We start from the raw sequence: 21,183 nt of genomic DNA, 5'->3' as shown, positions 1-21,183 counted from the left end.
AATGAATGCCACATATACATATAGCAGAGTTTAAAGAGGTTGAGTTCCCGCTTCAAGAGGGCGGGGTCTCTTTTAATTTTATAGCAAACAATGCGAATTTCGAAGAGGAGAAGTTAATCTCTGTAACGGTAGATGAGGATGAGTTTTTTTTGCTTGTTGTAGATGAAGAGGGTAAAAAGCTTTTAAAAAGCGACAAGCTATCAAGACCGGCTTCAACATACAACGTGCATAAAGCGCTTCTGGCCTACACTAAGGCATCTGGAATGGATGCGCTTTCATCGAATGTGCCTCAAAGCAAGAAAAATATCCATCTTCAAGAGGTTGCCGCTCTAAAAGATATAAAATATTTTGCAACAGACTTTCCAAATAATGAAAAAATCCGCATAGAGGTTGGCTTTGGTTCAGGCCGCCATCTGCTTCATCAGGCTCTAAACAATCCGGATACTCTCTTTATCGGCATAGAGATTCACCATCCCTCAATAGAGCAGGTCTTAAAACAGATATCGATAAAAAATATCCAAAATATTCTTGTGCTTAATTATGACGCAAGGCTTTTTACGGAGCTTGTTCCATCAAATATAATTGAAAAAATTTACGTTCATTTTCCAGTCCCATGGGATAAAAAACCTCACAGAAGAGTTATTTCAACTGCATTTATAGAAGAAGCAAGGCGTATTTTAGACATTGGCGGAACGCTAGAGCTTCGAACGGACAGCGAAAAATATTACGCTTACTCTTACGAGACATTCATAGCTTTCAGTAAAACTACGCTCCATATCAGCAAAAATAGAGATATCGCCATAGTCAGCAAATATGAGGATAGATGGAGAAAGATGGAGAAGAATATTTATGATGTGACAATGATAAATGATGAAGATTCTCCTGAACTCTCTCTAGATGGAGATTTTGAATTTTCAGAGGTTAGACTCAGCGGCGAAGATATACTGAAACTGAACAAAAAGATAGAGAAGCTTGATGGCGGATTTGTCAATTTTGAGAGAAGCTACATGTTAGAAGACGGAGTGATGCTTCGCCTCTCTATGGGGAGCTTTGACAAGCCTGAACATCTCTACATGATTGTCAAAAAAGATAGAGCTTTTTACTACCCTAAAATGCCTCTAAGGTCAAAAAGCAATCTTGCTGCACATAAATTTTTAAACAAGACTCTTCATGGATAAAGTTATAGTTGCAAAAGACCTCTCGCTTTCATACTCAAGCAATGAGACGATTATTAATAAGGTGAATTTTTCCGTGGGTACGGGCGATTTTGTCTTTATAACCGGTGCTAGCGGCAGCGGAAAATCAACACTGCTAAAGTCTCTTTATGGGGCTCTAAAACCAAAGCAGGGCTCTTTGATAGTCGGCGGTGTAGAGCTAAACGGTGTGTCACGTTCAAAACTGAATTTTTTGCGAAGACATATTGGAATAGTATTTCAAGATTATAAGCTTGTAAAAGAGTGGACTATTGACAAAAATATTATGCTTCCGCTTCTAATCAACGGCTATGTTAAAAATGTCGCTCTAAATCAGGTAGACAAACTTTTAAAACATGTCAGGTTAAATCATCAAACAGGAAAGTATCCTCTTGAGCTTAGCGGTGGAGAGCAGCAGAGGGTTGCAATGGCAAGAGCTCTTGCCCACAACCCGATTTTAATTTTGGCAGATGAGCCTACCGGCAATCTTGACGAGTACTCTTCGCAGTTGATTTGGAACCTTTTAGAGGGAGCCAATACTCAGCTAAAAACTACAGTAATTGTCGTTACGCACCAGATTCCAAAAACATTAAATGTAGATTATAAGCATTTTCACATTGAGTACGGGAGCATTCATGAAATCCGTTAAGAACCACCTCTCACTGGTAATAGCACTTCTTAGCATACTCTTCTCAATGCAGGTATTTTTTATTGTTGAGCGCTCAATTAACGCTTACAAGGTTACTCTTGCCAATAACTACTCGGTTATTGCGGTGAGTAAAAAAGAGCTTAGCAGCAGCGATTTTGCCTCAATAAATAAGATAATTTCAGATGCCAAAGAGCTCTCTACGGACTCTGTTATAAAAAGATTGACAAGCGATATAAAGAGTACAAACGCAGAGCTTTTAAAGCTTACTCTTCCAAGATTTTACAAGCTTACGCTTACGCACTACCCGACTCCACAAGAGACAAAGAGACTGAGAAGCGATTTGCTAGATGAGAGCTCAATAACAAAGGTGGAGGATTTTTCACACACTCACGACACTACCTATAAGCTTCTTCTGCTCTTTAAAAAAGTTGTTGCACTGTTTACGGTCGTCGTGCTTGTCGTAACTCTGCTTCTGATATTTAAAGAGCTTAGAATCTGGCAATACAAACATAACGAGAGAATGACTATCATGGGGCTTTTTGGAGCTGCATTGTGGCTTCGCTCAGCGGTACTCTTTAGACTCGCTATTGTAGATGCGCTAATTGCCAGTTTTATGGCTTTTGGAATTTTCATCTATCTCTCATCACACCATTGGGTTGTAGAGCAGTTCAACAACATAGGCATAAGCGTAGTAGTGTTCAATCCTGTGGACGATTTTTTAGTAATTCTTGCTGTTGCCATGGTTATCTCAATCCTTTTGGCATCTTTGATTGTTATCGGCCATAAAGAAGAGGCATGATTCGTTTATTTATAATATTTTTTTTGACATGTAGCTTTTTGGAAGCAAAAACAAGTGTTGACTCCAAAATAGAAAAAACAAGCTCTGAAATCGGCTTATATGCTAAAACAGAGGAGGCTATCAGCAAAAAAATGGATGATACGGCAAATGCTATCAGAGTGCATGAAAAAGAGATTTTTGCGCAGCAGGAGCACCTGAAAAAACTCAAAGAGGAGCTCTTAGAGAAGGAGAGCAGTTACGAAGATAATGTAAAACTGATAAAAGAGCTAAAATCCTCTCAGGAGATACTGAAAAAAGATGGCAATGAGCTTGAAGAGGAGCTTGTTTTTACAATAGCTCAAAGCGTTTCGCTCTCTATAATACTTGAAGAAGAGTACAGCGCAAGCGAGGAGTCTCTAATAGAGTATGAGGTGCTTGAACTTATGCTTAAGAATGCCAAAGAGAAGATAAAAGAGCTTAACGAAAAGTTTTATGACAACTCAAAAAATATAGATTTTTTAAGCAATCAGGTTAGTTCGCTTGAGGCCGCTATCGCCTCTATTGACTCAAAAAGAAAAGAGCTTATCAAAACTCAAGAAGATAATAAAGAGTCGCTCGGCAAGCTTAAAATCGCAAGAGAGTCCTACAAAAAAGAGTTAAGAGAGATTTTAAACAAGCAAGATTCACTTAAAAAGACGTTGGCACAGCTAAATATTATAAAAATAGATCAGATTAAAAAGGCAGAAGAAGAGGCTAGCAGAGCCAAAGCGTTTGATGCCAAGGATATTGTCTCGGATAAGAACTTGCCTAAGGTTAAGTCGCATGGAAGCAGCTATCAAGCCGCAAAAACAAGAGAGTATAAGGGAAAAAAGACCATTCCGCCGTTTGAGCCATACAAAGTTACTAAAAATTACGGAACATATACGGATCCTATATACGGCATAAAGGTCTTTAATGAGTCTATATCTTTAAAGCCAAGCGAGAATAATGCAAAGGTTAAAACCGTGTTTAACGGCAAAGTAATCTATGCAGATAAAACTCCTGTTCTTAATAATATAGTGATTGTAGAACATGATGACGGGCTTCATACCATCTATGCAAATCTCTCTCAAATAGCGCCGGATATACAAAAAGGCAAGAAGATAAAGAAGGGGTACACCATAGGACGTGTGAATGATGAGCTTATTTTTGAGGTTACGCAAAAATCATTTCACATAAATCCAATCAGACTGTTTCAGTAATATTTAAAATAAAATCTAATTTAGATATAATTTCAAAAATTTTTAGGTAGAAAAAATATGAACTTTATTCAAACTCGCGGATGCGATCAAAACAGACCACAAAGCGTTACATTTTCAGAAGCTATTTTAAATCCTATTGCCTCTTTTGGCGGTTTATACGTGCCGGAGAGTTTGCCGGAACTCGGTGAAGCTTTTTTAAACAAACATCTAAACTCTTCATATAAAGAGCTGGCTTCTGACATGCTTGAGCGTTTTGAGATTGATGTTGATAAGAGCGTAATAGACGAGGCTCTAAAACTTTATGACGAGTTTGACACTCCTTCAAATCCAGTTCCCGTCGTAAAAGTAAAAGAGAATCTTTATGTAAGCGAACTCTACCACGGTCCGACCCGCGCATTTAAAGATATGGCACTTCAGCCTTTTGGTATAGTGTTGTCATCAATCGCGCAAAAAAGAGGCGAACACTATCTAATTCTTGCTGCTACAAGCGGCGATACAGGACCTGCTGCGTTAGAGACTTTCAAAAATCGCGCTAATGTTCAAGTTGCCTGCCTCTATCCTGATGGCGGAACAAGCGATGTTCAAAGACTTCAGATGGTGACGGAAGATGGCAAAAATCTAAAAGTTATAGGAATTAGAGGTGTTTTTGACGATGCTCAAAATGCGCTTAAGAGACTTCTCGCTTCAGACGAGTTCAAGTCTGCGCTAAAGAAGAAAAACATACTCCTCTCGGCCGCAAATTCTGTAAACTTCGGGCGTATTATTTTTCAAATCATCTACCACATCCACAGCTACCTTGAGCTTGTAAGACAAAGTGCTATAGCTATGGGCGAGAAGGTTTACCTCAATGTTCCAAGCGGAAACTTCGGAAACGCTCTTGGGGCATATTATGCTTGGAAGATGGGTCTTCCCGTGGAAAAAATCATCATCTCTTCAAATGAAAATAACGTCTTAACCAGACTTATAAAAACAGGAAAATATGATTTAAGAAATCTGCATGTAGTAAGTACGACTTCGCCTGCGATGGATATTTTAAAATCATCAAATGTCGAGAGAATTCTCTATGACATGTTCGGATATGAGAGAACTAAAGAGCTTATGGGTGATTTGGAGACAAAGAACTTTTACGAGCTGAGTGCAGCAGAACTATCAGAACTGCAAAAAAGTTTTGATGCAGATTTTTGTAACGGCGAAGAGGGCAAAAAATATATCAATACAACTTTTTATAAAGACGGCTATTTGATGGACCCTCACACTGCTACATGTATAAAGTCGTATGAGACTTGCTCAAGAAAAGATATCAAATCTATAATCTACTCAACAGCAGAGTGGACTAAGTTTTCCCCAGTTATTGCAAGCGCACTCACGGGAGAAGTTGACGCTCAGGATATAACTGCGCTCGAATCTATCTCAAAAGAGGCGAAGCTGGATATCCCTGCTATGGTAAAAGCTCTTTTTACAAAGCCTATCGTTCAAAAGAGTGTTATAGAAAAAGATGAGATAGAAAAAGAGATTTTAAAGTTTTTATAAATAATATTCTAAAAAAACTACATGTAAATAATTTTACATGTAGTTTTTTTTTACTTCAGTAAACTTACTCTAAAACAAAGCAAAGCGACTACTCTTTTACCGTTATAAACGGCTAAGTTAAACTCTCCTACAATACAAGCCAATTTTAAAAAAAAGGCTTTTCATGAAAAAATTATTTATATTATGTCTGTTTTCAATTAGCGCTTTTGCAATGGATGCAATTGTGAGCTCTAAATGGCTAAATAAGAGTTTGCAAGAAGCTGACATGAGGATTGTTCATGTATCAGATGAATCAAACTACAAATCGCAACACATACCAAATGCGCAAAATACATCTATAGAGAAGTGGAGGGTAGCACAGGGCAAGTTTTTGGTTGTCCGCTCAAACAAAGAGATTCAAGATGAAATACAAAGACTGGGAATTGATGAGAAGAGCAGAGTCGTTCTATATGCGCCGATAAACTCTCCAAAAGATTTGTTGATGGCTACTTATATTTACTGGGCGCTTAATTATCATGGCATAACAGATGTAGCCCTTTTGGACGGCGGCTTAAGCGAATGGGAAAAAGGCGGCTTTGAACTAAGTGAAAAAGCTTCAATTACCAAAAAATCAAACTATAAGGTTAGTATAAACAGTACAATTTTAGCCGATAAAGCATATGTTATGAAAAACATTCAAAAAGTACCTATGATAGATGCAAGGCCGGCCGACAGATATCTCGGAATCACTCCCACTGATACCGTAGCAAGGGATGGTCACATAAAAGGAGCCATGAGTTATTCATGGAACTACTCCGTTGATAACGACTATAAACTAAAAGATGTTAAGAAACTTGACTCACTATTTCAAGATGGTTACGGGCTGGATAAAAGCAGTGAAGTTTTGCTCTACTGTACGGGCGGGCTTGAGACGTCGTTTAACTATTTTGTGCTAAGCGGAGTTTTAGGCTATAAACATGTGAGGTTATACGATGCTTCTATGAAAGAGTGGGGCAATAGTGATGACACTCCGATGGTAAGCTACAGATACGAAATCTTTGGCAAATAACTATTTTGCGTCTCAAAGAACTTGAGATGCAAAAATAATCTCTAAGAGAGTTCGGCAGCTCTTTTATAAGCTCTCTCAACTGCATTTATACATGCAGCTCTGACATTTCCGTCTTCCAACGCCCCATAACCTGCAGCAGTTGTTCCTCCTGGGCTCATAACTGCATCTTTTAGAAGTGCTGGATGAACATCTTGTATAAGTTTGCCAAATCCTCCAAAGAGTCCGCGCATGGTTGCCATCGCATCGGCTCTTTTCATGCCTTGCTTAACGGCGCCATCGGCCAAAGCTTCTGCAATAAGTGTCAGGTATGCGGGACCGCTTCCTGCAAGTGCGGTTGCGATGTCTAGCTCCTTTTCGCTTCCAAGCCAAAGTGTCGTGCCTATTGCTCCAAGCAGCTCCTCTGCTTCAGTTTTGAACTCCTCATCACCCGTGAGTGTAGTCATAGACATCCCGACACTCGCAGCCAGATTCGGCATAGCTCTTACTACTGCAAAAGGGTTTAGATTGTGTTTTATCTTATAAACAGTGGTACCCGCAAGTACTGAGTAGACAACTCTGGCTCTGCCGTTTATTCTTGTAGCAACTTCTTCTACATTCGCGGGTTTGACACAAAATATTACAGTTTTTCCGTCTACATTGAAGCCATCTATTAGCTCTTTTTCTATCTTTACACCCAACTCGTTTTCAAATTTGTCCAATTTTTCAAGAGTTCTGCCTACAACCTCGATTTTATAGCTATCCTTGAGCCCCTTAGCAATACTTAGAGCCATATTTCCATTTCCGATAAAAGTTATAGTTTTCATAAAAGTGCCTTAATTTTTTTATGGTAGTATAACATCATCACATTAAATATCAAATTATTATAGACAAAGGCAAATTGTGGAGAAGTTTTTAGCAGAGGCAAAGTCGGCAAGCAGAGTATTATCTCTCATTAACGGCGCAAATAAGAACAAAATTTTAAGAGAGATGGCAACGGCGCTAAGAGCAAATACAATGGATTTGTTAGAGGCAAATGCACTAGATATGTCGGATGGCAAAAAGAACTCTTTATCGTCTGCGTTGATGGATAGGCTCTATCTTGATGAGAAGCGAATCGATGCGATGGCGGTTGCTATTGAGGAGATTGCAGCACTAAAAGAGCCAGTGGGGCGTGTTCTTGATGGCTGGGTTACCGAAGATGGACTCAAAATAGAGAAAGTATCCATACCTATCGGAGTTATAGGTATAATCTATGAGTCGCGTCCAAACGTCACAAGCGATACCGCCGCACTTTGTTTTAAAAGCTCAAATGTGTGTGTTCTTAAGGGCGGAAAAGAGGCCGAGAACTCAAATAAGGCAATTGCAAAAGTGCTTCAGAGTGTTTTGGAAAAGAACGGACTCTCAAAGTCGTTAGTCTCTCTTATTCCTGACTCCTCACGAGAGGGAGTTGCCAAACTTATTAAGATGGACAAATATGTAGATTTGATTATTCCTCGCGGCGGGGCAGGGCTTATAAAATATGTTTGCGACAATGCGACAGTAAGCGTAATAAAGCATGATAAGGGGCAGTGTCATACTTACATAGACAAAGACGCAAAACTTGACAACGCGATAAAAATCGCAATAAATGCCAAAGTTCAGCGCCCGGGAGTCTGTAATGCAATGGAGACGCTTTTGGTTGATGAAAGAATTGCAAGAGAGGCTCTGCCACTTTTAAAAGCGGAGTTTGACAGAGCGCACACGGAGCTAAAAGGGTGTTCTAAAACTCAGGACATTATAGAGATAGCTCATGCTACAGATGAAGACTACGATACCGAGTATCTTGCAAATATACTCAATATAAAAGTAGTTGATGGTGTTGAGGGCGCAATAGAGCACATAGTTAGATTCAGTTCAGGTCACTCGGAAGCGATAATTACGGAAGATATAACGACTGCGGAGCTGTTTTTAAATTCGATAGATTCAGCAGCTCTTTACGTTAACGCTTCAACGCGTTTTACGGACGGCGGAGCTTTCGGTTTCGGTGCAGAGGTTGGCATAAGCACAAACAAGCTCCATGCACGTGGACCTATGGGAATAGAGGGTTTGACGACATATAAATTTAAAATCTACGGTAGTGGACAAATTAGATAAATTAATCCTGTTGTTGATTAAAATCAACGTTTGAGGAAGAGATATTAAATATAATTATGGACAATTTTAAAAGAAGGATTTTTTTTAATGTCTTTAATTCCAAGCGAAGCTTCTAAGCTAGAGGTTGCAGGTGCTACGGTAGATTTTTTTAAACTCGAAAAGGATGGGCAGAGCACGTACTATTTTGATACATCAAAATGCGCTCCGCCTGAACCGATGGTAAATGCTGTTAGCGGTTTGAAGCTTATCAAAGGAACTGCCAATAAACTGGTTATGATAAATCATAAGAGACCGGGCGGGTTGTTTCCTAAGTTGCAGGATGATATCTCGTATGAGATTGAGGAGATTGGCAGCGGTTTGGTAAAAGTTATTTTTTCAAGCAACAGCTCTTCGTCGGCAGATACAAATCTTCAAAATATAAGTCACTAGCACTCTAGATGTTTTCTGTCTCACGGGATTTTGCACCTCCATTTAAACTGATCTCCCCATTTTTTATATTGGGGAGCTTTTTTTATCTGGCATCTGTTCTCTATATATTTTTCATACCTGCTGAAAATATCACTATGTTAGATACGAAAATATTTGGTTTTGTTCATCTCTTTTTGCTCGGATTTGTCATGATGACAATTTTTGGAGCCATGGCACAGCTCGTGCCTGTCGTTTTGGAAGTAGGGCATTTTGGTGTTGAACTATTTTACGCCATATGGCCGCTGCTGGCAATTGGCACTCTGATGATGACTGTCGGGTTTGTGAGCTATCCGATGCTACTTCCATTTGGCGGAGTTGTCGTTTTAATCTCTATTATGATATTCATACTGGAGATATTTTTAACTATCAAAAAAGTTAAAACATTAAATCTGGCTATGAAAAGCATGCTCTTGTCAAACACATTTTTATTTTTCGGCGTTATTTTCGGTTTTCTTATGTCTCTTGGATACAGCGGGCTTATAGAGGTAGATATAAATACGCTTCTTAGAAGCCATGTCTTTTTGGTCGTCGTAGGATATGTTGTAGTTACAATAATGGGCTTGTCTGTTGTATTACTTCCGATGTTTGGATTGTCACACGGATTTTCTCAAAAACCTTTACAAAATGCGCTAATCATGATGGGTGTATCAATTTTGCTTGTTCTCCTCTCTTCTTTTTTTAAGATTACTTTTTTTGAGTATGCAGGTTATATATTGGCGGTAGCAGGACTCTTCATGTACTTCTATTTTGTGCAAACCATTTACAAAACAAGAGCAAGAAAAGAGATAGACATTTATGCTAAGTCACTTATTTTTTCATACTTCTCTTTAGTGGCTTCTCTGCTTATGGGTATCGGTTATATGGTTTTGGGTTTTGAGCCGCTCCTTTTAAGTTCAGGGTGGATGATGTTTTTTGGCTTTTTTGCTTTTGCTGTAACAGGGCATGTCTATAAAATTATTCCATTTCTTGTCTGGTTTGAGAGATTTTCTCCGCTTGTCGGAAAACAAAAAGTTCCGATGTTGGCGGATATGCTTCCGCAAAAAAGTTCGTCAGCTCAGTTTGTTTTTTGCGCAATCGGGGTGGTTGTTGTTGCTGTTGCAATTCTGCTTCAAAACGACGCTCTTATCAAAGGCGGTGCTTCGTTTTTACTAATGGGCTCAATCGCTTTTGTTAGAAGTGTTTTTTATATGATAAATTATAAGTGACCATGCGTATTTCAAAACGTGTAAAGCCTCTTTTTCTCCCGCAAATGCGGGAAGCTTTAGGGGGTTGTAGGGACACTTATGTCCATGCCGCAAAGAGGGGCTTTGCTCCTCTTTGCGTGTAACATTAAATAAAAGGATTTGAATATGTACTCTAAAGACGAACTGCTTTTAGCTATCTCTACCGTAATTGACCCTGAAGTCGGTTTTAATCTTGTTGAAATGGGGCTTATTTACGATGCGGCTTGTAATGATGAGGGAGATGCACACATCATCATGACACTCTCGACAAAAGCCTGCCCAATGCACCAGCTTATTCAGCAGTGGGTAAAAGAGGCCGTACAAAAGATGGCAAACATAAAAAGTGTTGAAATAGAACTTGTTTGGGAGCCTGTCTGGAATATAACCATGGCCCAAGAGCATGTAAAGAAGGCATTGTCAGGCAACTAATTTTTTAGGTAATGCAAGTAGATGTAAAAAAGGCTCAAAGCAGAGGCTAGTCTTTAGCACTACCCAAGGCTCTTTGTCACTTCGTTCGGACGTACTCTTTTACCGCTTCGCAAACTGTATGAAGAGCTCTTTTATAGTTTTTTAGAGTGGTTATGTACTCCAAATCTGTCGGATTTGAGATGTTGTTTTTTAGGCTTAGGGCAATAGAGCACAGGTTATCTGCACCGATATTAGCAGCAACGCCAGAAACATCTAACAGTATCATGTTCGCACTAGCGCTGTCTGACTCGTTTATAAGCTTTTTGATGGTCTCTGCAGAGTCGCAATACTTGGATGTAAAGTCGCTTAGTATCTCAAGGTAGAAATCTTTGTCGCCTCCGCATATCTCCAAACCTTTGTCGGTGTCAAATTCGCAAGAGCCGCTTTCAGGCTCTTTTGTGCCATTTTGCGACTCATTGCCGTTAGTGTAGACATATAGTATGTCGTAAAGAGCATCCATTTTAAGGGGCTTTTCAACATGTGCTTCCATCCCCACATTTAACATGTTTCTGATGTCATCAGACGCAGTCTCGCCACTTAGTGCAACTATCGGGATGTGATTGTATTTAGGATTTTTTCTGATATGTCTTGTAGCCTGAAAGCCGTCCATAACAGGCATGTGTGCATCCATGAAAATTACAGAGAAATCAGTATCGTTTTCAAGTATATTCAGTGCCTCTAGTCCGTTATTTGCAATAGTTATATATATCCCAGAAGTAGAGAGAAGTCCGGCTATAACTTTTTGGTTTATAATATTGTCTTCAGCAATTAATATTCTAGTGCCTTTAAACGTTGCAAAATCATCTTTTACGATTTTGTCATGCGGAACTAACTCGCGTTTCTTTCTACTAGTCTGTACAACGGCCTGAGGTTTTTCTGCATCTCTTGCAGCTTCCTGTGCTCTTGGCTCCTTAACTTTTTCTTCAACATATTTTATTTCTGTTTTTATGTCAGCGGGTTTTTGTTCAGCGGCATGTTTGTCGCCCTCTTTTTTCTTCGATATTTTTATAATAATAAACATTGCCACAATAGTTAAAATAACAATAAATCCAATGATTTCGATGAGATTTTCATTTATAATTGTCTGCATATTGTCACTTTTTTTCTTTATCATACACTAATAAAAATTAAACTTTACAAAGTTAATGTATAATACTAAGAAAAATAGTATAGGTTTTGAATGCAAATTATTCCGCACATTCCAGTTCTATATCGCGAGGTGCTTGAGCTCTTTAGTGATATAGAAGATGGGATAATAATCGACTGTACAATGGGGTACGGCGGTCACTCTTCAATGATTCTTGAAGCAAATCAACGTCTGAAACTTATTGCCATTGACCAAGACCAGACAGCCATTGATTTTTCAACACAAAGACTCCAAAAATATGGGGATAGAGTAGTTATAAAAAAAGGGCGTTTCTCGTCGGTAATAAAAGAGATATTAAAAGAGTATGACATTAAAGATATAAGAGGGATATTGGCGGATATCGGTGTTTCATCGCTTCAGCTTGACCAAAAAGAGAGGGGATTCTCATTCTCAAGTGATAACCTTGATATGAGAATGGACAAAGAGTCGCCCTTTAGTGCCAAGAGTGTTGTGAATGAATATTCGCTTCATGAGCTCGAGAGAGTACTTTTGGAGTATGGAGAGCTTAGAAACTATAAAAAAATAGCATCTTTTATGGTGAACAATAGACCCTTTTATTCTGCAAAAGAGCTGGGTGATGCACTAAAACATCTTATGCCTGTCGGTAAAAAGATTCATCCATCAACTCTGCTTATGCAAGCAATTCGCATAGAGGTAAACAACGAACTCGGCGAGCTGGAGTCGCTTTTAGATACCATAGAAGAGGCAAAGTTTCCAAGTGTGAAGCTAGCAATTATCTCTTTTCACTCACTCGAAGACAGAATAGTAAAAAACAGATTTGGCAAATGGAGAGATAGCTGTATATGCCCAATCGAAGCGATGCGATGTACATGCGGCAATAACCACTCACTTGGAAAAATTTTAACTAAAAAGCCTATAATTGCAAAAGATGATGAGTTAAAAGAGAACCTGCGAAGCAGAAGTGCTAAGATGAGAGTTTTTGAGATGGATAATAATTAATGAGTGAAAAAGCAGAGTTACTAAAAGAGGTCGATTTAGTCCTAAACCCGCAAAAAGAGTTGGACGCGAATTATCTTATATATGTTTTACTTAGCATACTTTTTGCAGTAGTTGTGCTATTTCCTAAAATATATATACAGCAGCAAATATATTTTACAAGCAGGGATATAGCAAAGCTAAAGAGCGAATATGACACGCTAAAAGAGGAAAACAGGCTTATAAGAAGTTCTGTTGAATCTATCCGATTTAAAAATCAAATCCTTGATACACTTTTCTAAAGATATAAAATGATACGCCGTTTTTTAGAATTTGCAATAGATAAACCTCTGCTCAATCATATCCTGCTCGCATTTATTTTTGTTCTATCTATATTTGCGTACGTAAATATTCCAAAAGAGATATTTCCGCCAATGAACATGGATAAGGTTACTATCTCAGGAGGATATGCAGGAACTTCTGCTGATGTGCTTGATAAAATGGTTGTCAAAACAATAGAAGACGATTTGCAAAACATCGCCGAGCTCGATACCATAAAAACAACTATCAAAAACGGCTCATTTTCCATACTCGCCGACATTAAGCCCGGATCAGACAACGCTAATGTTCTAAATGATGTAAAAGATATTGTAGGAAGCGTGAAAAAAGACCTTCCTGCAGACATGGCTGAACCTACCGCAAAGATAAGATTGCATTCGTTTCCTCTTGCACTTGTTGCACTGGCTGGCGATAAACCAAAAGAGGAGCTCTTGCAAAGAGCAGAGGAGCTAAAGAGCCAACTTAGCAAGTTTAAAGAGCTCAGCGAGATAACAATCCGCGGCGATGCCCAAGAGGAGCTTGTTATAAAGATTAACGAACAGAAGCTTCTGGCGTTTGGGCTTCAGCCATCTTTGGCGGTAGATTCAATTAGAAATATAAGTTCTATTTTTCCAATAGGAACTATAAAAGAGAGAGGTTCTCATCTCTATATCTCCACGTATAACGGAGAGAAGAGTAGAGAGGCAATAGAGAGTACGCTTATAAACATCGGAAGTCAGAGAGTAAGCATAGGAGATATCGCGGATGTCTCGTTTAAGCTCAGCGATGAGTCGGAACTCTCGCACTACAACGGTGTTAGAAATATATCTATAAATATTGCAAAATCACAAGACGGAAATGCGATAGAGCTTGTCAAGCGTGTAAGGGAACTTTTAAAGGAGCAGGAAAAACTCCACCCAGAGCTTAAGTATGAGATATATGCGGATACATCCGTATGGATTAAAAATCGTCTAAATACGGTCTTTGCAAATATAACATTCGGGCTTATGCTTGTTTTTTTGGCAATGCTGATATTTATAAATCGCGGGATTGCAGTGGTTGTTGCTATCGGAATTCCTCTAAGCTTTATGATTGGACTTATTACAACCGAAATAATGGGAGACAGCTTAAATATGCTCTCGCTACTGGGTGCTTTGATAGCTCTGGGAATGTTGGTTGATGAGGCGATAGTCGTTGCAGAGAATATCTACAGACACCTAGAAGAGGGGATGGAGAGGCGTGAGGCGGCAATAGTGGGAGCTGTAGAGATGTTTCCTGCGGTTTTAACTGCTACTCTTACAACTGTTTTTGCATTTTTGCCGATGCTGCTATTAAGCGGCGAGATGGGAATGTTTATAAAGATAATCCCCATAATGATAACAGTTCTTCTTCTCTCATCTCTGTTTGAGGCGTTTTACTTTTTACCTCTTCATGCGCATGACTTTTTAAAAGTCTCTCAGGAGGATAGTTTTACAAAAAAAGTGTGGAAAAAGCTGACCTCTTGGCACAACAGCGCTCTTCACTTTGTATTTAGACGCAAATGGATATCTCTTATTGTTATGGTAGTAACAATTTTGTCTTTAACAGCCGTGATGATTAAAAACTCAAAATTTCAGCTTTTTCCAGACTTTGACACGACTCAGGTTTATGTATATGGAAAAGTAAATGTAAATAATGAGCTTGAAGATACGGAAGTGATTGTAACCGAGCTTGAGCGTGAACTTTTAAAAAACATAAAAGGCGATGATATATCTTCCATAACTTCGGTTATCGGTTTTAAGCTTGATGCCAAAAACATGGTTGAGACTGGCGAGCATCTTTTTCACATATTTATAGATTTGAGCGAGCGCGCCCCTGATAATGTTTTTGACAGATATATAAGCCCATATCTCTCATTAGAGTATGATAAGGATGTTTTAAAAAGGCAAAGAGACGCAAAAGATATAGCAAAAGATGTAGAAAAAGTTGTTGAGCCTTTTAGAGATTTACAACATAGCGGCAATATCGTTTATGAAGAGCTGGTTGTAAAAGTTCCGGGGGCTGGAGTAGTTGCTTCAGATATCGAGATAAGTCTAAGCGCAATTAATGAGCAAAAAACATTAGACGGAATTAAAGAGCTGGAGGATGCTCTTGATGCAATTGATGGCATTAACAACATATCAAACGATGCAACTCTTGGAGAAAAAGAGCTAAAACTTCGCGTAAATGAGTATGGACAGCAGTTAGGCTTTAATGAGGAGCTAATATCCAGAGAGCTGAGGTCATACTATCTCAAGGGCGAATATGGAAAGATGTTTAATGAGAGCGGTCTTGTTCGCATCAAAATAGAGAGCGGAGTGAACGAGCAGATAAACTCAATAGATACGATAGAGGTTCAGATACCATCGTCGGATAGATTTGTAAAACTTAGTGAAGTGTGCGACTTTGTAATGGCGCAGGGATTTGTCGCACTTCAAAAAGAGAACGGTGTAAGGATTCGAACCGTTGTCGCTTCGCTTGACAAGAAGATTATCACCTCTGCCGAAGTTATGAAAAAGCTGGCTCCTGCATTGTCAAAACTAAAAAGTGACGGATATATAGTTGATGTAAAGGGCGAAGAGAAAGAGAATGCAAAAAATAAAAGAGAGATGCTTCAGTCTGCACTCATAGCAATCTTTTTAATCTTTATAACTCTTGTCTGGCTTTTTGATTCTATAAAAAAACCTCTGATTGTTATAAGTACGATACCGCTTGTTTTACTTGGCGTATTCTTCGGTCACATGGTCATGGGCATAAATCTAACCATGCCGGGAATGATAGGAATAGTCGGACTTGCCGGTGTCGTGGTCAATGACGGTCTTATAGTAGTTAGCTTTATCAAAAATGCAAGAAATACCCAAGAGCTGATGAAGATGGCTCAAACAAGATTGAGACCTATTTTGTTGACATCTCTTACAACTGTTTTAGGACTCTCAACGCTGATATTTTTCGCCTCAGGTCAGGCTATGATACTTCAGCCAATGGCAATATCTCTAGGCTTTGGAATAGCGTGGGCTACGGTGCTCAACTTAATCTACGTGCCACTACTCTACGCGGTTGTTTTCAAAATAAAAGATATTAAAAAATCAGAAATATCTAAGGTGAGCTAAAGTATAATTCCGACCTACAAAGCAATCGCCTTTCTAGAAACAGTGGGTTCTTAGCTCAGTTGGTTAGAGCTCTCCGCTCATAACGGAGTGGTCGAGTGTTCGAGTCACTCAGAACCCACCACTGCTAAACTCCCCAAACAACGAACTTTCAAAGACTTTTTAAAAGAAAAATCAAACAATAAAAAAACACTTTACCCCACTTTTTACCCCACTTTTGCAATTGCCCTATATTTACAAACTAAGCCATTGACTGATTTACTTAAAAAATATATACTTTTTACATATAAATAGTAGAAACTTCAATATATGCACAAGATATTACAAAACTTTTAAGCAATGAAGAGTATCAAGAGCTGTAAAAGTTTTTGGCAGAACATCCAAAAGCGGGAGATGTTATACCTGCTTCAAAAGGTCTTAGGAAATTAAGATGGAAGTTAAAGAACAAAGGCAAAAGTGGCGGTATAAGAAATATTTACTACTATTATGAAGAGCAGCATACTCTATATATGATATATGTGTATGAAAAAAGTAAAACAGAGGATCTAACACCAAAGCAGATTGAGATGTTAAGAAAATCATTTTTAGGAGATTAATTATGGATGCACAAAATTTTGAAAGATTATTAACTAGCGCAAAAGAAGCAAAAGAGATTATGGAGGGTAAGAAAGAACCAAGCAGACAGTTGTTTATAGAAGAGCCTAATCCAAAAGAGATAAGAACTAAAATGTCACTTACTCAAGATCAGTTCGCAGCTCTCATGAACATAAGCGTTCATACCCTTAGAAACTGGGAGCAAGGAAGAAGACATCCAGAAGGACCTGCAAGAGTCCTTTTAAATGTTGTAAACAATCATCCAGAAGTACTTCTAGAGATGGTATAAATAAGTTTTTTAACCTAAGCTCCGCGTAGCCTGTGACTGCTCTTTATCCACTACCTTTTATAGAAGGAACCAATTTTTTTCTATTAAATTTAATTCAAAGGTTGAGCTAGTTATGATTCAACCATTGAATTAAATCATAAGGGTGTTGGATTGACAAACGAAGAGGCTGAATTAGCCATTTTAAGATCTGTAGATAAAGTGACCAATCAAAAAAGCATAGCTACTGAGATAGGTTATAGTGTAGGTAAGGTTAATTATGTACTTAATGGACTTATCGTAAAAGGTCTTATCAAAGCAGAGAGATTTATAAATTCGAAAAGTAAAGTGCAATACAAATATCTTTTAACACCAACTGGAATAAAAGAAAAAATAGCCCTAACAGACAAATTCATCGAAATTAAAAAAGAAGAGTACGATAGACTTCAAAAACAGAAAAAAGAGTATGAAGAGATGTATGATTTGTTAAATCTAAACAAGTGTCCTAGTAAATGATGAAGATAACAATAGCAGGAACGGGGTATGTAGGACTTTCAAATGGACTACTTTTAGCACAAAACAGTGAGGTGATAGCACTAGACATTATCCCTGAAAAAGTAGAGATGCTCAAAAATAAAAAGTCCCCAATAGAAGATGTAGAAATAGAAGAGTATCTTTTAAGAGATGATTTAGACTTCACAGCAACACTAGATAAAGAAGAAGCTTACAAAGATGCTGATTATGTCATCATAGCAACTCCTACAGATTATGACCCTGAAACAAACTATTTTAATACAAAATCTATAGAGTTTGTAGTGCAAGATGTACTCAAGATAAATCCAAACGCAACAATGGTGATAAAATCAACTATTCCTGTAGGTTACACAAAATCACTAAATGAAAAGTTTAATACACAAAACATTATCTTCTCGCCAGAATTTTTAAGAGAAGGAAAAGCTCTTTATGACAATCTTTATCCTAGTAGGATAATTGTAGGTGAAAAAAGTGAGCGAGCAACGATATTTGCAAACTTACTAGCACAAGGTGCTATCAAACAAAATATCGATATTCTTTTCACAGACTCAACAGAAGCAGAAGCTATCAAACTTTTTGCAAATACATACCTAGCTATGAGAGTGGCATACTTCAATGAGCTTGATAGTTATGCCGAATCACACAACTTAAATACTGAACAAATCATCAAAGGTGTAGGACTAGACCCAAGAATTGGAACACATTACAATAACCCATCTTTTGGATATGGTGGATACTGTTTACCAAAAGACACGAAGCAACTCTTAGCAAACTACGCAGATGTCCCATCAAATATGATAGAAGCTATCGTAAAAGCTAACTCAACAAGAAAAGACTTCATAGCAGCTGCAATCATAAAAAAACTTAAAAATAATTCAAAATGCAACACTCAAAATTCAACATTAAATATCGTAGGTATTTATAGACTTACTATGAAAACAGGAAGTGATAATTTTAGAAGTAGCGCCATCCAAGGGGTAATGAAACGAATCAAAGCAAAGGGAATAGAAGTAGTTATCTACGAACCAGCACTTAATGATGATAGTTTTTTTAATTCAAGAGTGATAAAAGATTTAGATGAGTTTAAAAAACTAAGTAGTGTTATAGTGGCTAACAGACTTGAAAACACTCTACTTGATGTAAAAGACAAAGTATATACTAGAGATATATTCAATAGTGATAGTTGAGGATAAGAATAGATGAAGATACTAGTAACTGGAACAGCAGGTTTTATAGGCTATCACTTAGCTAAAAAACTTCTTGAGAGAGGAGATGTTGCAATAGGACTTGATAATATCAATGACTATTATGATGTAAATCTAAAGTATGCAAGATTAAATGAATTAGGTATAGATAAAGATGAGTTAAAAGACAATGTGCTAGTAGCATCAAAAACTTATCCAAATCACAAATTCATAAAAGTAACCCTAGAAGACAGTCAAACTATAAACAACCTTTTTGAAACTGAAAAGTTCGATGTAGTATGCAACTTAGCTGCCCAAGCAGGTGTAAGATACTTTATGGAAAACCCACATGCCTATATCCAAAGCAATGTAGTGGGCTTTATGAATATTCTAGAAGCTTGTAGAAATTATGATGTTAAAAATCTAGTGTATGCTTCTAGCTCTTCGGTATACGGACTCAATAAGTCACAACCCTTTAAAACAAGTGATCATACAGACCATCCAGTAAGTCTCTATGCAGCTACAAAAAAGAGCAATGAAATGATGGCTCATACCTATGCTCATCTTTACAATATTTCGTGCGTGGGATTGAGATTTTTTACCTGCTATGGCGAAATGGGACGACCAGATATGGCTCCTATGCTTTTTGCAGATGCTATATTTAACGACAGACCTATAAAAGTATTTAATTATGGAAATATGAGTAGAGACTTTACTTATGTAGGTGATATAGTAGATGGTATTATCAAAGTTATAGATAATTTAGCTAAACCATCGGATAAATTTGATGCTAACAGTCCAGACCCATCTATATCAAGTGCACCATATAGAATCTATAACATTGGAAATAACTCTCCAGTGCAACTTTTAGATTTTATTAAAACCTTAGAAAAAGCTATAGGCAAAGAAGCTACAAAAAACTTCATGGATGTGCAAGATGAAGATGTTGTATCTACTTATGCAGATGTGAGTGATCTTATCAATGACTTTAGCTATAAGCCAGATACCTCACTTGAAGTTGGGATTGAGAGATTTGTGAAGTGGTACAGAAAATTTTATGGAGAAAAGAAATAAGATGAAAAGAGTATTATTAGTATTTGGAACAAGACCCGAAGCTATAAAAATGGCACCTTTGGTAAAAGCTTTTGAAAATGAGCCTTCAATAGAATCAAAAGTATGTGTAACAGCACAACATAGAGAGATGTTAGATCAAGTTCTTGAGATGTTTGATATAAAACCTGATTATGATTTAAACATTATGAAGTCAGGTCAAGACTTATTTGATGTAACTTCAAATGTACTTTTGGGTTTAAAAGATGTACTAAATGATTTTTCTCCTGATGTTGTACTTGTACATGGTGATACTACTACTACCTCTTCTGCTAGCTTGGCTGCTTTTTATAATAAAATAAAAGTAGGACATGTAGAAGCAGGACTTAGAACAGGTGATATGTATAGCCCTTGGCCTGAAGAAGCAAACAGACAAATAACTGGTGTATTGGCAAGCTATCATTTTGCCCCTACAACAACAAGTGCTAATAATCTTCTAAAAGAGAATAAAAATCCAAATGATATAATCGTAACTGGCAATACAGTTATAGATGCACTTTTTTTTGCCCTAGATAAAATAGAAAAAAAAGATGAATTAAAATCTAAAATCATAGAGTCTATAAGCTCTCAATATGAACTAAAAGATGATAAAAAAATTATACTTGTAACTGGGCATAGAAGAGAAAATTTTGGTGATGGATTTATAAATATCTGTGAAGCTTTAAAAACCATAGCGATAGATAATCCTGACATAGATATAGTTTATCCAGTACACTTAAATCCAAATGTTCAAAAACCTGTACATGAAATACTTTCAGATATTTCAAATGTATATCTTATAAATCCACTTCAATATGAACAATTTATTTATATGATGAATAAATCATATTTTATAATCACTGATAGTGGGGGAGTACAAGAAGAAGCACCAAGTCTAGGAAAGCCAGTGCTTGTAATGAGGGACACAACAGAGCGACCAGAAGCAGTAGAAGCAGGAACAGTAAAGCTAGTAGGAACTTTAAAAGATACTATCATAAAAGAAGCCCAAAAGCTACTAGATGAAAAAAATGAATATGAAAAAATGAATAAAGCACACAATCCATATGGGAATGGAAAAGCTTGTGAGCGAATTGTTAATTTTATAAAGGAAGCAAAAAATGAGTGTGCCAAGCAAAGCTAAGGCAATCAAGCTGGACAATCCAGCCCCAATAAAGGTTAGCCGCCAGTTGGGTACCAAACTACACAGATTAGGAGGTAACAAATAGTCTGAAGCTGTAGTAAGGGAGTTTATCAGCCACAATGCTTCGGCGTGAAGGTATT

Annotated in this window: 21 protein-coding genes and 1 tRNA gene; 20 read left to right on the top strand and 2 right to left on the bottom strand. The window is 37.6% G+C overall.

Annotated elements, in window-relative coordinates:
• The first annotated feature begins 5 nt into the window (after nt 1–5).
• The 6 genes from trmB (at nt 6) to K0A91_RS07565 (ending at nt 6,439) form a co-directional block, all read left to right on the top strand.
• Nucleotides 6–1,178 (top strand): tRNA (guanosine(46)-N7)-methyltransferase TrmB, encoded by a 1,173-nt coding sequence (gene trmB / locus K0A91_RS07590; protein WP_295009588.1) that lies wholly within the window; start codon nt 6–8, stop codon nt 1,176–1,178.
• Nucleotides 1,171–1,842: an ABC transporter ATP-binding protein gene (locus K0A91_RS07585; protein WP_295009587.1), complete on the top strand. Its 672-nt coding sequence runs from the start codon at nt 1,171–1,173 to the stop codon at nt 1,840–1,842. Before trmB ends, K0A91_RS07585 begins: the two co-directional genes overlap by 8 nt.
• A complete protein-coding gene (locus tag K0A91_RS07580) occupies nt 1,829–2,641 on the top strand; it encodes a cell division protein FtsX (RefSeq protein ID WP_295009586.1) in 813 nt (270 codons plus the stop codon). Before K0A91_RS07585 ends, K0A91_RS07580 begins: the two co-directional genes overlap by 14 nt.
• Entirely contained in the window at nt 2,638–3,861 is a 1,224-nt protein-coding gene (locus tag K0A91_RS07575) for a peptidoglycan DD-metalloendopeptidase family protein (RefSeq protein ID WP_295009585.1), read from the top strand. The genes K0A91_RS07580 and K0A91_RS07575 overlap by 4 nt, the downstream gene beginning before the upstream one ends.
• A 57-nt stretch (nt 3,862–3,918) precedes the next feature.
• Nucleotides 3,919–5,391 (top strand): threonine synthase, encoded by a 1,473-nt coding sequence (gene thrC, locus K0A91_RS07570; protein WP_295009583.1) that lies wholly within the window; start codon nt 3,919–3,921, stop codon nt 5,389–5,391.
• A gap of 163 nt (nt 5,392–5,554) precedes the next feature.
• Nucleotides 5,555–6,439 (top strand): rhodanese-like domain-containing protein, encoded by an 885-nt coding sequence (locus K0A91_RS07565; protein WP_295009581.1) that lies wholly within the window; start codon nt 5,555–5,557, stop codon nt 6,437–6,439.
• A gap of 41 nt (nt 6,440–6,480) precedes the next feature.
• Here the strand turns inward: K0A91_RS07565 and K0A91_RS07560 are convergent, their stop codons facing one another.
• Entirely contained in the window at nt 6,481–7,242 is a 762-nt protein-coding gene (locus K0A91_RS07560) for a pyrroline-5-carboxylate reductase (RefSeq protein ID WP_295009579.1), read from the bottom strand.
• 76 nt (nt 7,243–7,318) lie between these two features.
• Here K0A91_RS07560 and K0A91_RS07555 point away from each other — a divergent pair, with 76 nt between their 5' ends.
• The 4 genes from K0A91_RS07555 to K0A91_RS07540 all read left to right on the top strand — a co-directional run bounded on the left by K0A91_RS07555 (nt 7,319) and on the right by K0A91_RS07540 (nt 10,671).
• Nucleotides 7,319–8,551 (top strand): glutamate-5-semialdehyde dehydrogenase, encoded by a 1,233-nt coding sequence (locus tag K0A91_RS07555; RefSeq protein ID WP_295009577.1) that lies wholly within the window; start codon nt 7,319–7,321, stop codon nt 8,549–8,551.
• 87 nt (nt 8,552–8,638) lie between these two features.
• Nucleotides 8,639–8,980 carry a hypothetical protein gene (locus K0A91_RS07550; RefSeq protein ID WP_295009575.1) on the top strand — a complete coding sequence of 114 codons (342 nt, stop codon included), beginning with the start codon at nt 8,639–8,641 and terminating at the stop codon, nt 8,978–8,980.
• A gap of 134 nt (nt 8,981–9,114) precedes the next feature.
• The gene (locus K0A91_RS07545) at nt 9,115–10,224 is read left to right on the top strand and encodes a hypothetical protein (RefSeq protein WP_295009574.1); all 1,110 of its coding nucleotides are present in this window, start codon (nt 9,115–9,117) and stop codon (nt 10,222–10,224) included.
• Nucleotides 10,225–10,368: 144 nt separating this feature from the next.
• The gene (locus K0A91_RS07540) at nt 10,369–10,671 is read left to right on the top strand and encodes an iron-sulfur cluster assembly protein (protein ID WP_295009572.1); all 303 of its coding nucleotides are present in this window, start codon (nt 10,369–10,371) and stop codon (nt 10,669–10,671) included.
• A 76-nt stretch (nt 10,672–10,747) separates the two neighbouring features.
• On the opposite strand, the gene K0A91_RS07535 is transcribed toward K0A91_RS07540, so the two are convergent.
• A complete protein-coding gene (locus K0A91_RS07535; RefSeq protein WP_295009570.1) occupies nt 10,748–11,800 on the bottom strand; it encodes a response regulator in 1,053 nt (350 codons plus the stop codon).
• A gap of 90 nt (nt 11,801–11,890) precedes the next feature.
• Here K0A91_RS07535 and rsmH point away from each other — a divergent pair, with 90 nt between their 5' ends.
• The 10 genes from rsmH (at nt 11,891) to wecB (ending at nt 21,043) form a co-directional block, all read left to right on the top strand.
• The gene (gene rsmH / locus K0A91_RS07530; protein ID WP_295009568.1) at nt 11,891–12,817 is read left to right on the top strand and encodes a 16S rRNA (cytosine(1402)-N(4))-methyltransferase RsmH; all 927 of its coding nucleotides are present in this window, start codon (nt 11,891–11,893) and stop codon (nt 12,815–12,817) included.
• A complete protein-coding gene (locus K0A91_RS07525; protein ID WP_295009566.1) occupies nt 12,817–13,095 on the top strand; it encodes a hypothetical protein in 279 nt (92 codons plus the stop codon). Before rsmH ends, K0A91_RS07525 begins: the two co-directional genes overlap by 1 nt.
• 9 nt (nt 13,096–13,104) lie before the next feature.
• The gene (locus K0A91_RS07520) at nt 13,105–16,239 is read left to right on the top strand and encodes an efflux RND transporter permease subunit (protein WP_295009565.1); all 3,135 of its coding nucleotides are present in this window, start codon (nt 13,105–13,107) and stop codon (nt 16,237–16,239) included.
• Between the two features lie 44 nt (nt 16,240–16,283).
• Nucleotides 16,284–16,360, top strand: a tRNA-Ile gene (locus K0A91_RS07515).
• Nucleotides 16,361–16,604: 244 nt separating this feature from the next.
• Nucleotides 16,605–16,832 (top strand): type II toxin-antitoxin system RelE/ParE family toxin, encoded by a 228-nt coding sequence (locus K0A91_RS07510; protein ID WP_295009563.1) that lies wholly within the window; start codon nt 16,605–16,607, stop codon nt 16,830–16,832.
• A 2-nt stretch (nt 16,833–16,834) separates the two neighbouring features.
• Nucleotides 16,835–17,119 carry a helix-turn-helix domain-containing protein gene (locus tag K0A91_RS07505; RefSeq protein WP_295009561.1) on the top strand — a complete coding sequence of 95 codons (285 nt, stop codon included), beginning with the start codon at nt 16,835–16,837 and terminating at the stop codon, nt 17,117–17,119.
• A gap of 150 nt (nt 17,120–17,269) precedes the next feature.
• Nucleotides 17,270–17,611 carry a MarR family EPS-associated transcriptional regulator gene (locus K0A91_RS07500; RefSeq protein WP_295009559.1) on the top strand — a complete coding sequence of 114 codons (342 nt, stop codon included), beginning with the start codon at nt 17,270–17,272 and terminating at the stop codon, nt 17,609–17,611.
• Entirely contained in the window at nt 17,611–18,816 is a 1,206-nt protein-coding gene (locus K0A91_RS07495) for a nucleotide sugar dehydrogenase (protein WP_295009595.1), read from the top strand. Before K0A91_RS07500 ends, K0A91_RS07495 begins: the two co-directional genes overlap by 1 nt.
• Nucleotides 18,817–18,828: 12 nt before the next feature.
• On the top strand, nt 18,829–19,887 hold the full coding sequence (locus tag K0A91_RS07490) for an NAD-dependent epimerase (RefSeq protein ID WP_295009557.1): 1,059 nt from the start codon (nt 18,829–18,831) through the stop codon (nt 19,885–19,887).
• Between the two features lies 1 nt (nt 19,888).
• Nucleotides 19,889–21,043: a UDP-N-acetylglucosamine 2-epimerase (non-hydrolyzing) gene (wecB, locus tag K0A91_RS07485; RefSeq protein ID WP_295009555.1), complete on the top strand. Its 1,155-nt coding sequence runs from the start codon at nt 19,889–19,891 to the stop codon at nt 21,041–21,043.
• The last annotated feature ends 140 nt before the right edge of the window (nt 21,044–21,183 follow it).

Origin of the sequence: Sulfurimonas sp., assembly GCF_019429335.1 — a bacterium.
GTDB lineage: Bacteria > Campylobacterota > Campylobacteria > Campylobacterales > Sulfurimonadaceae > Sulfurimonas.
This window is presented reverse-complemented; position numbering and strand designations above follow the sequence as displayed.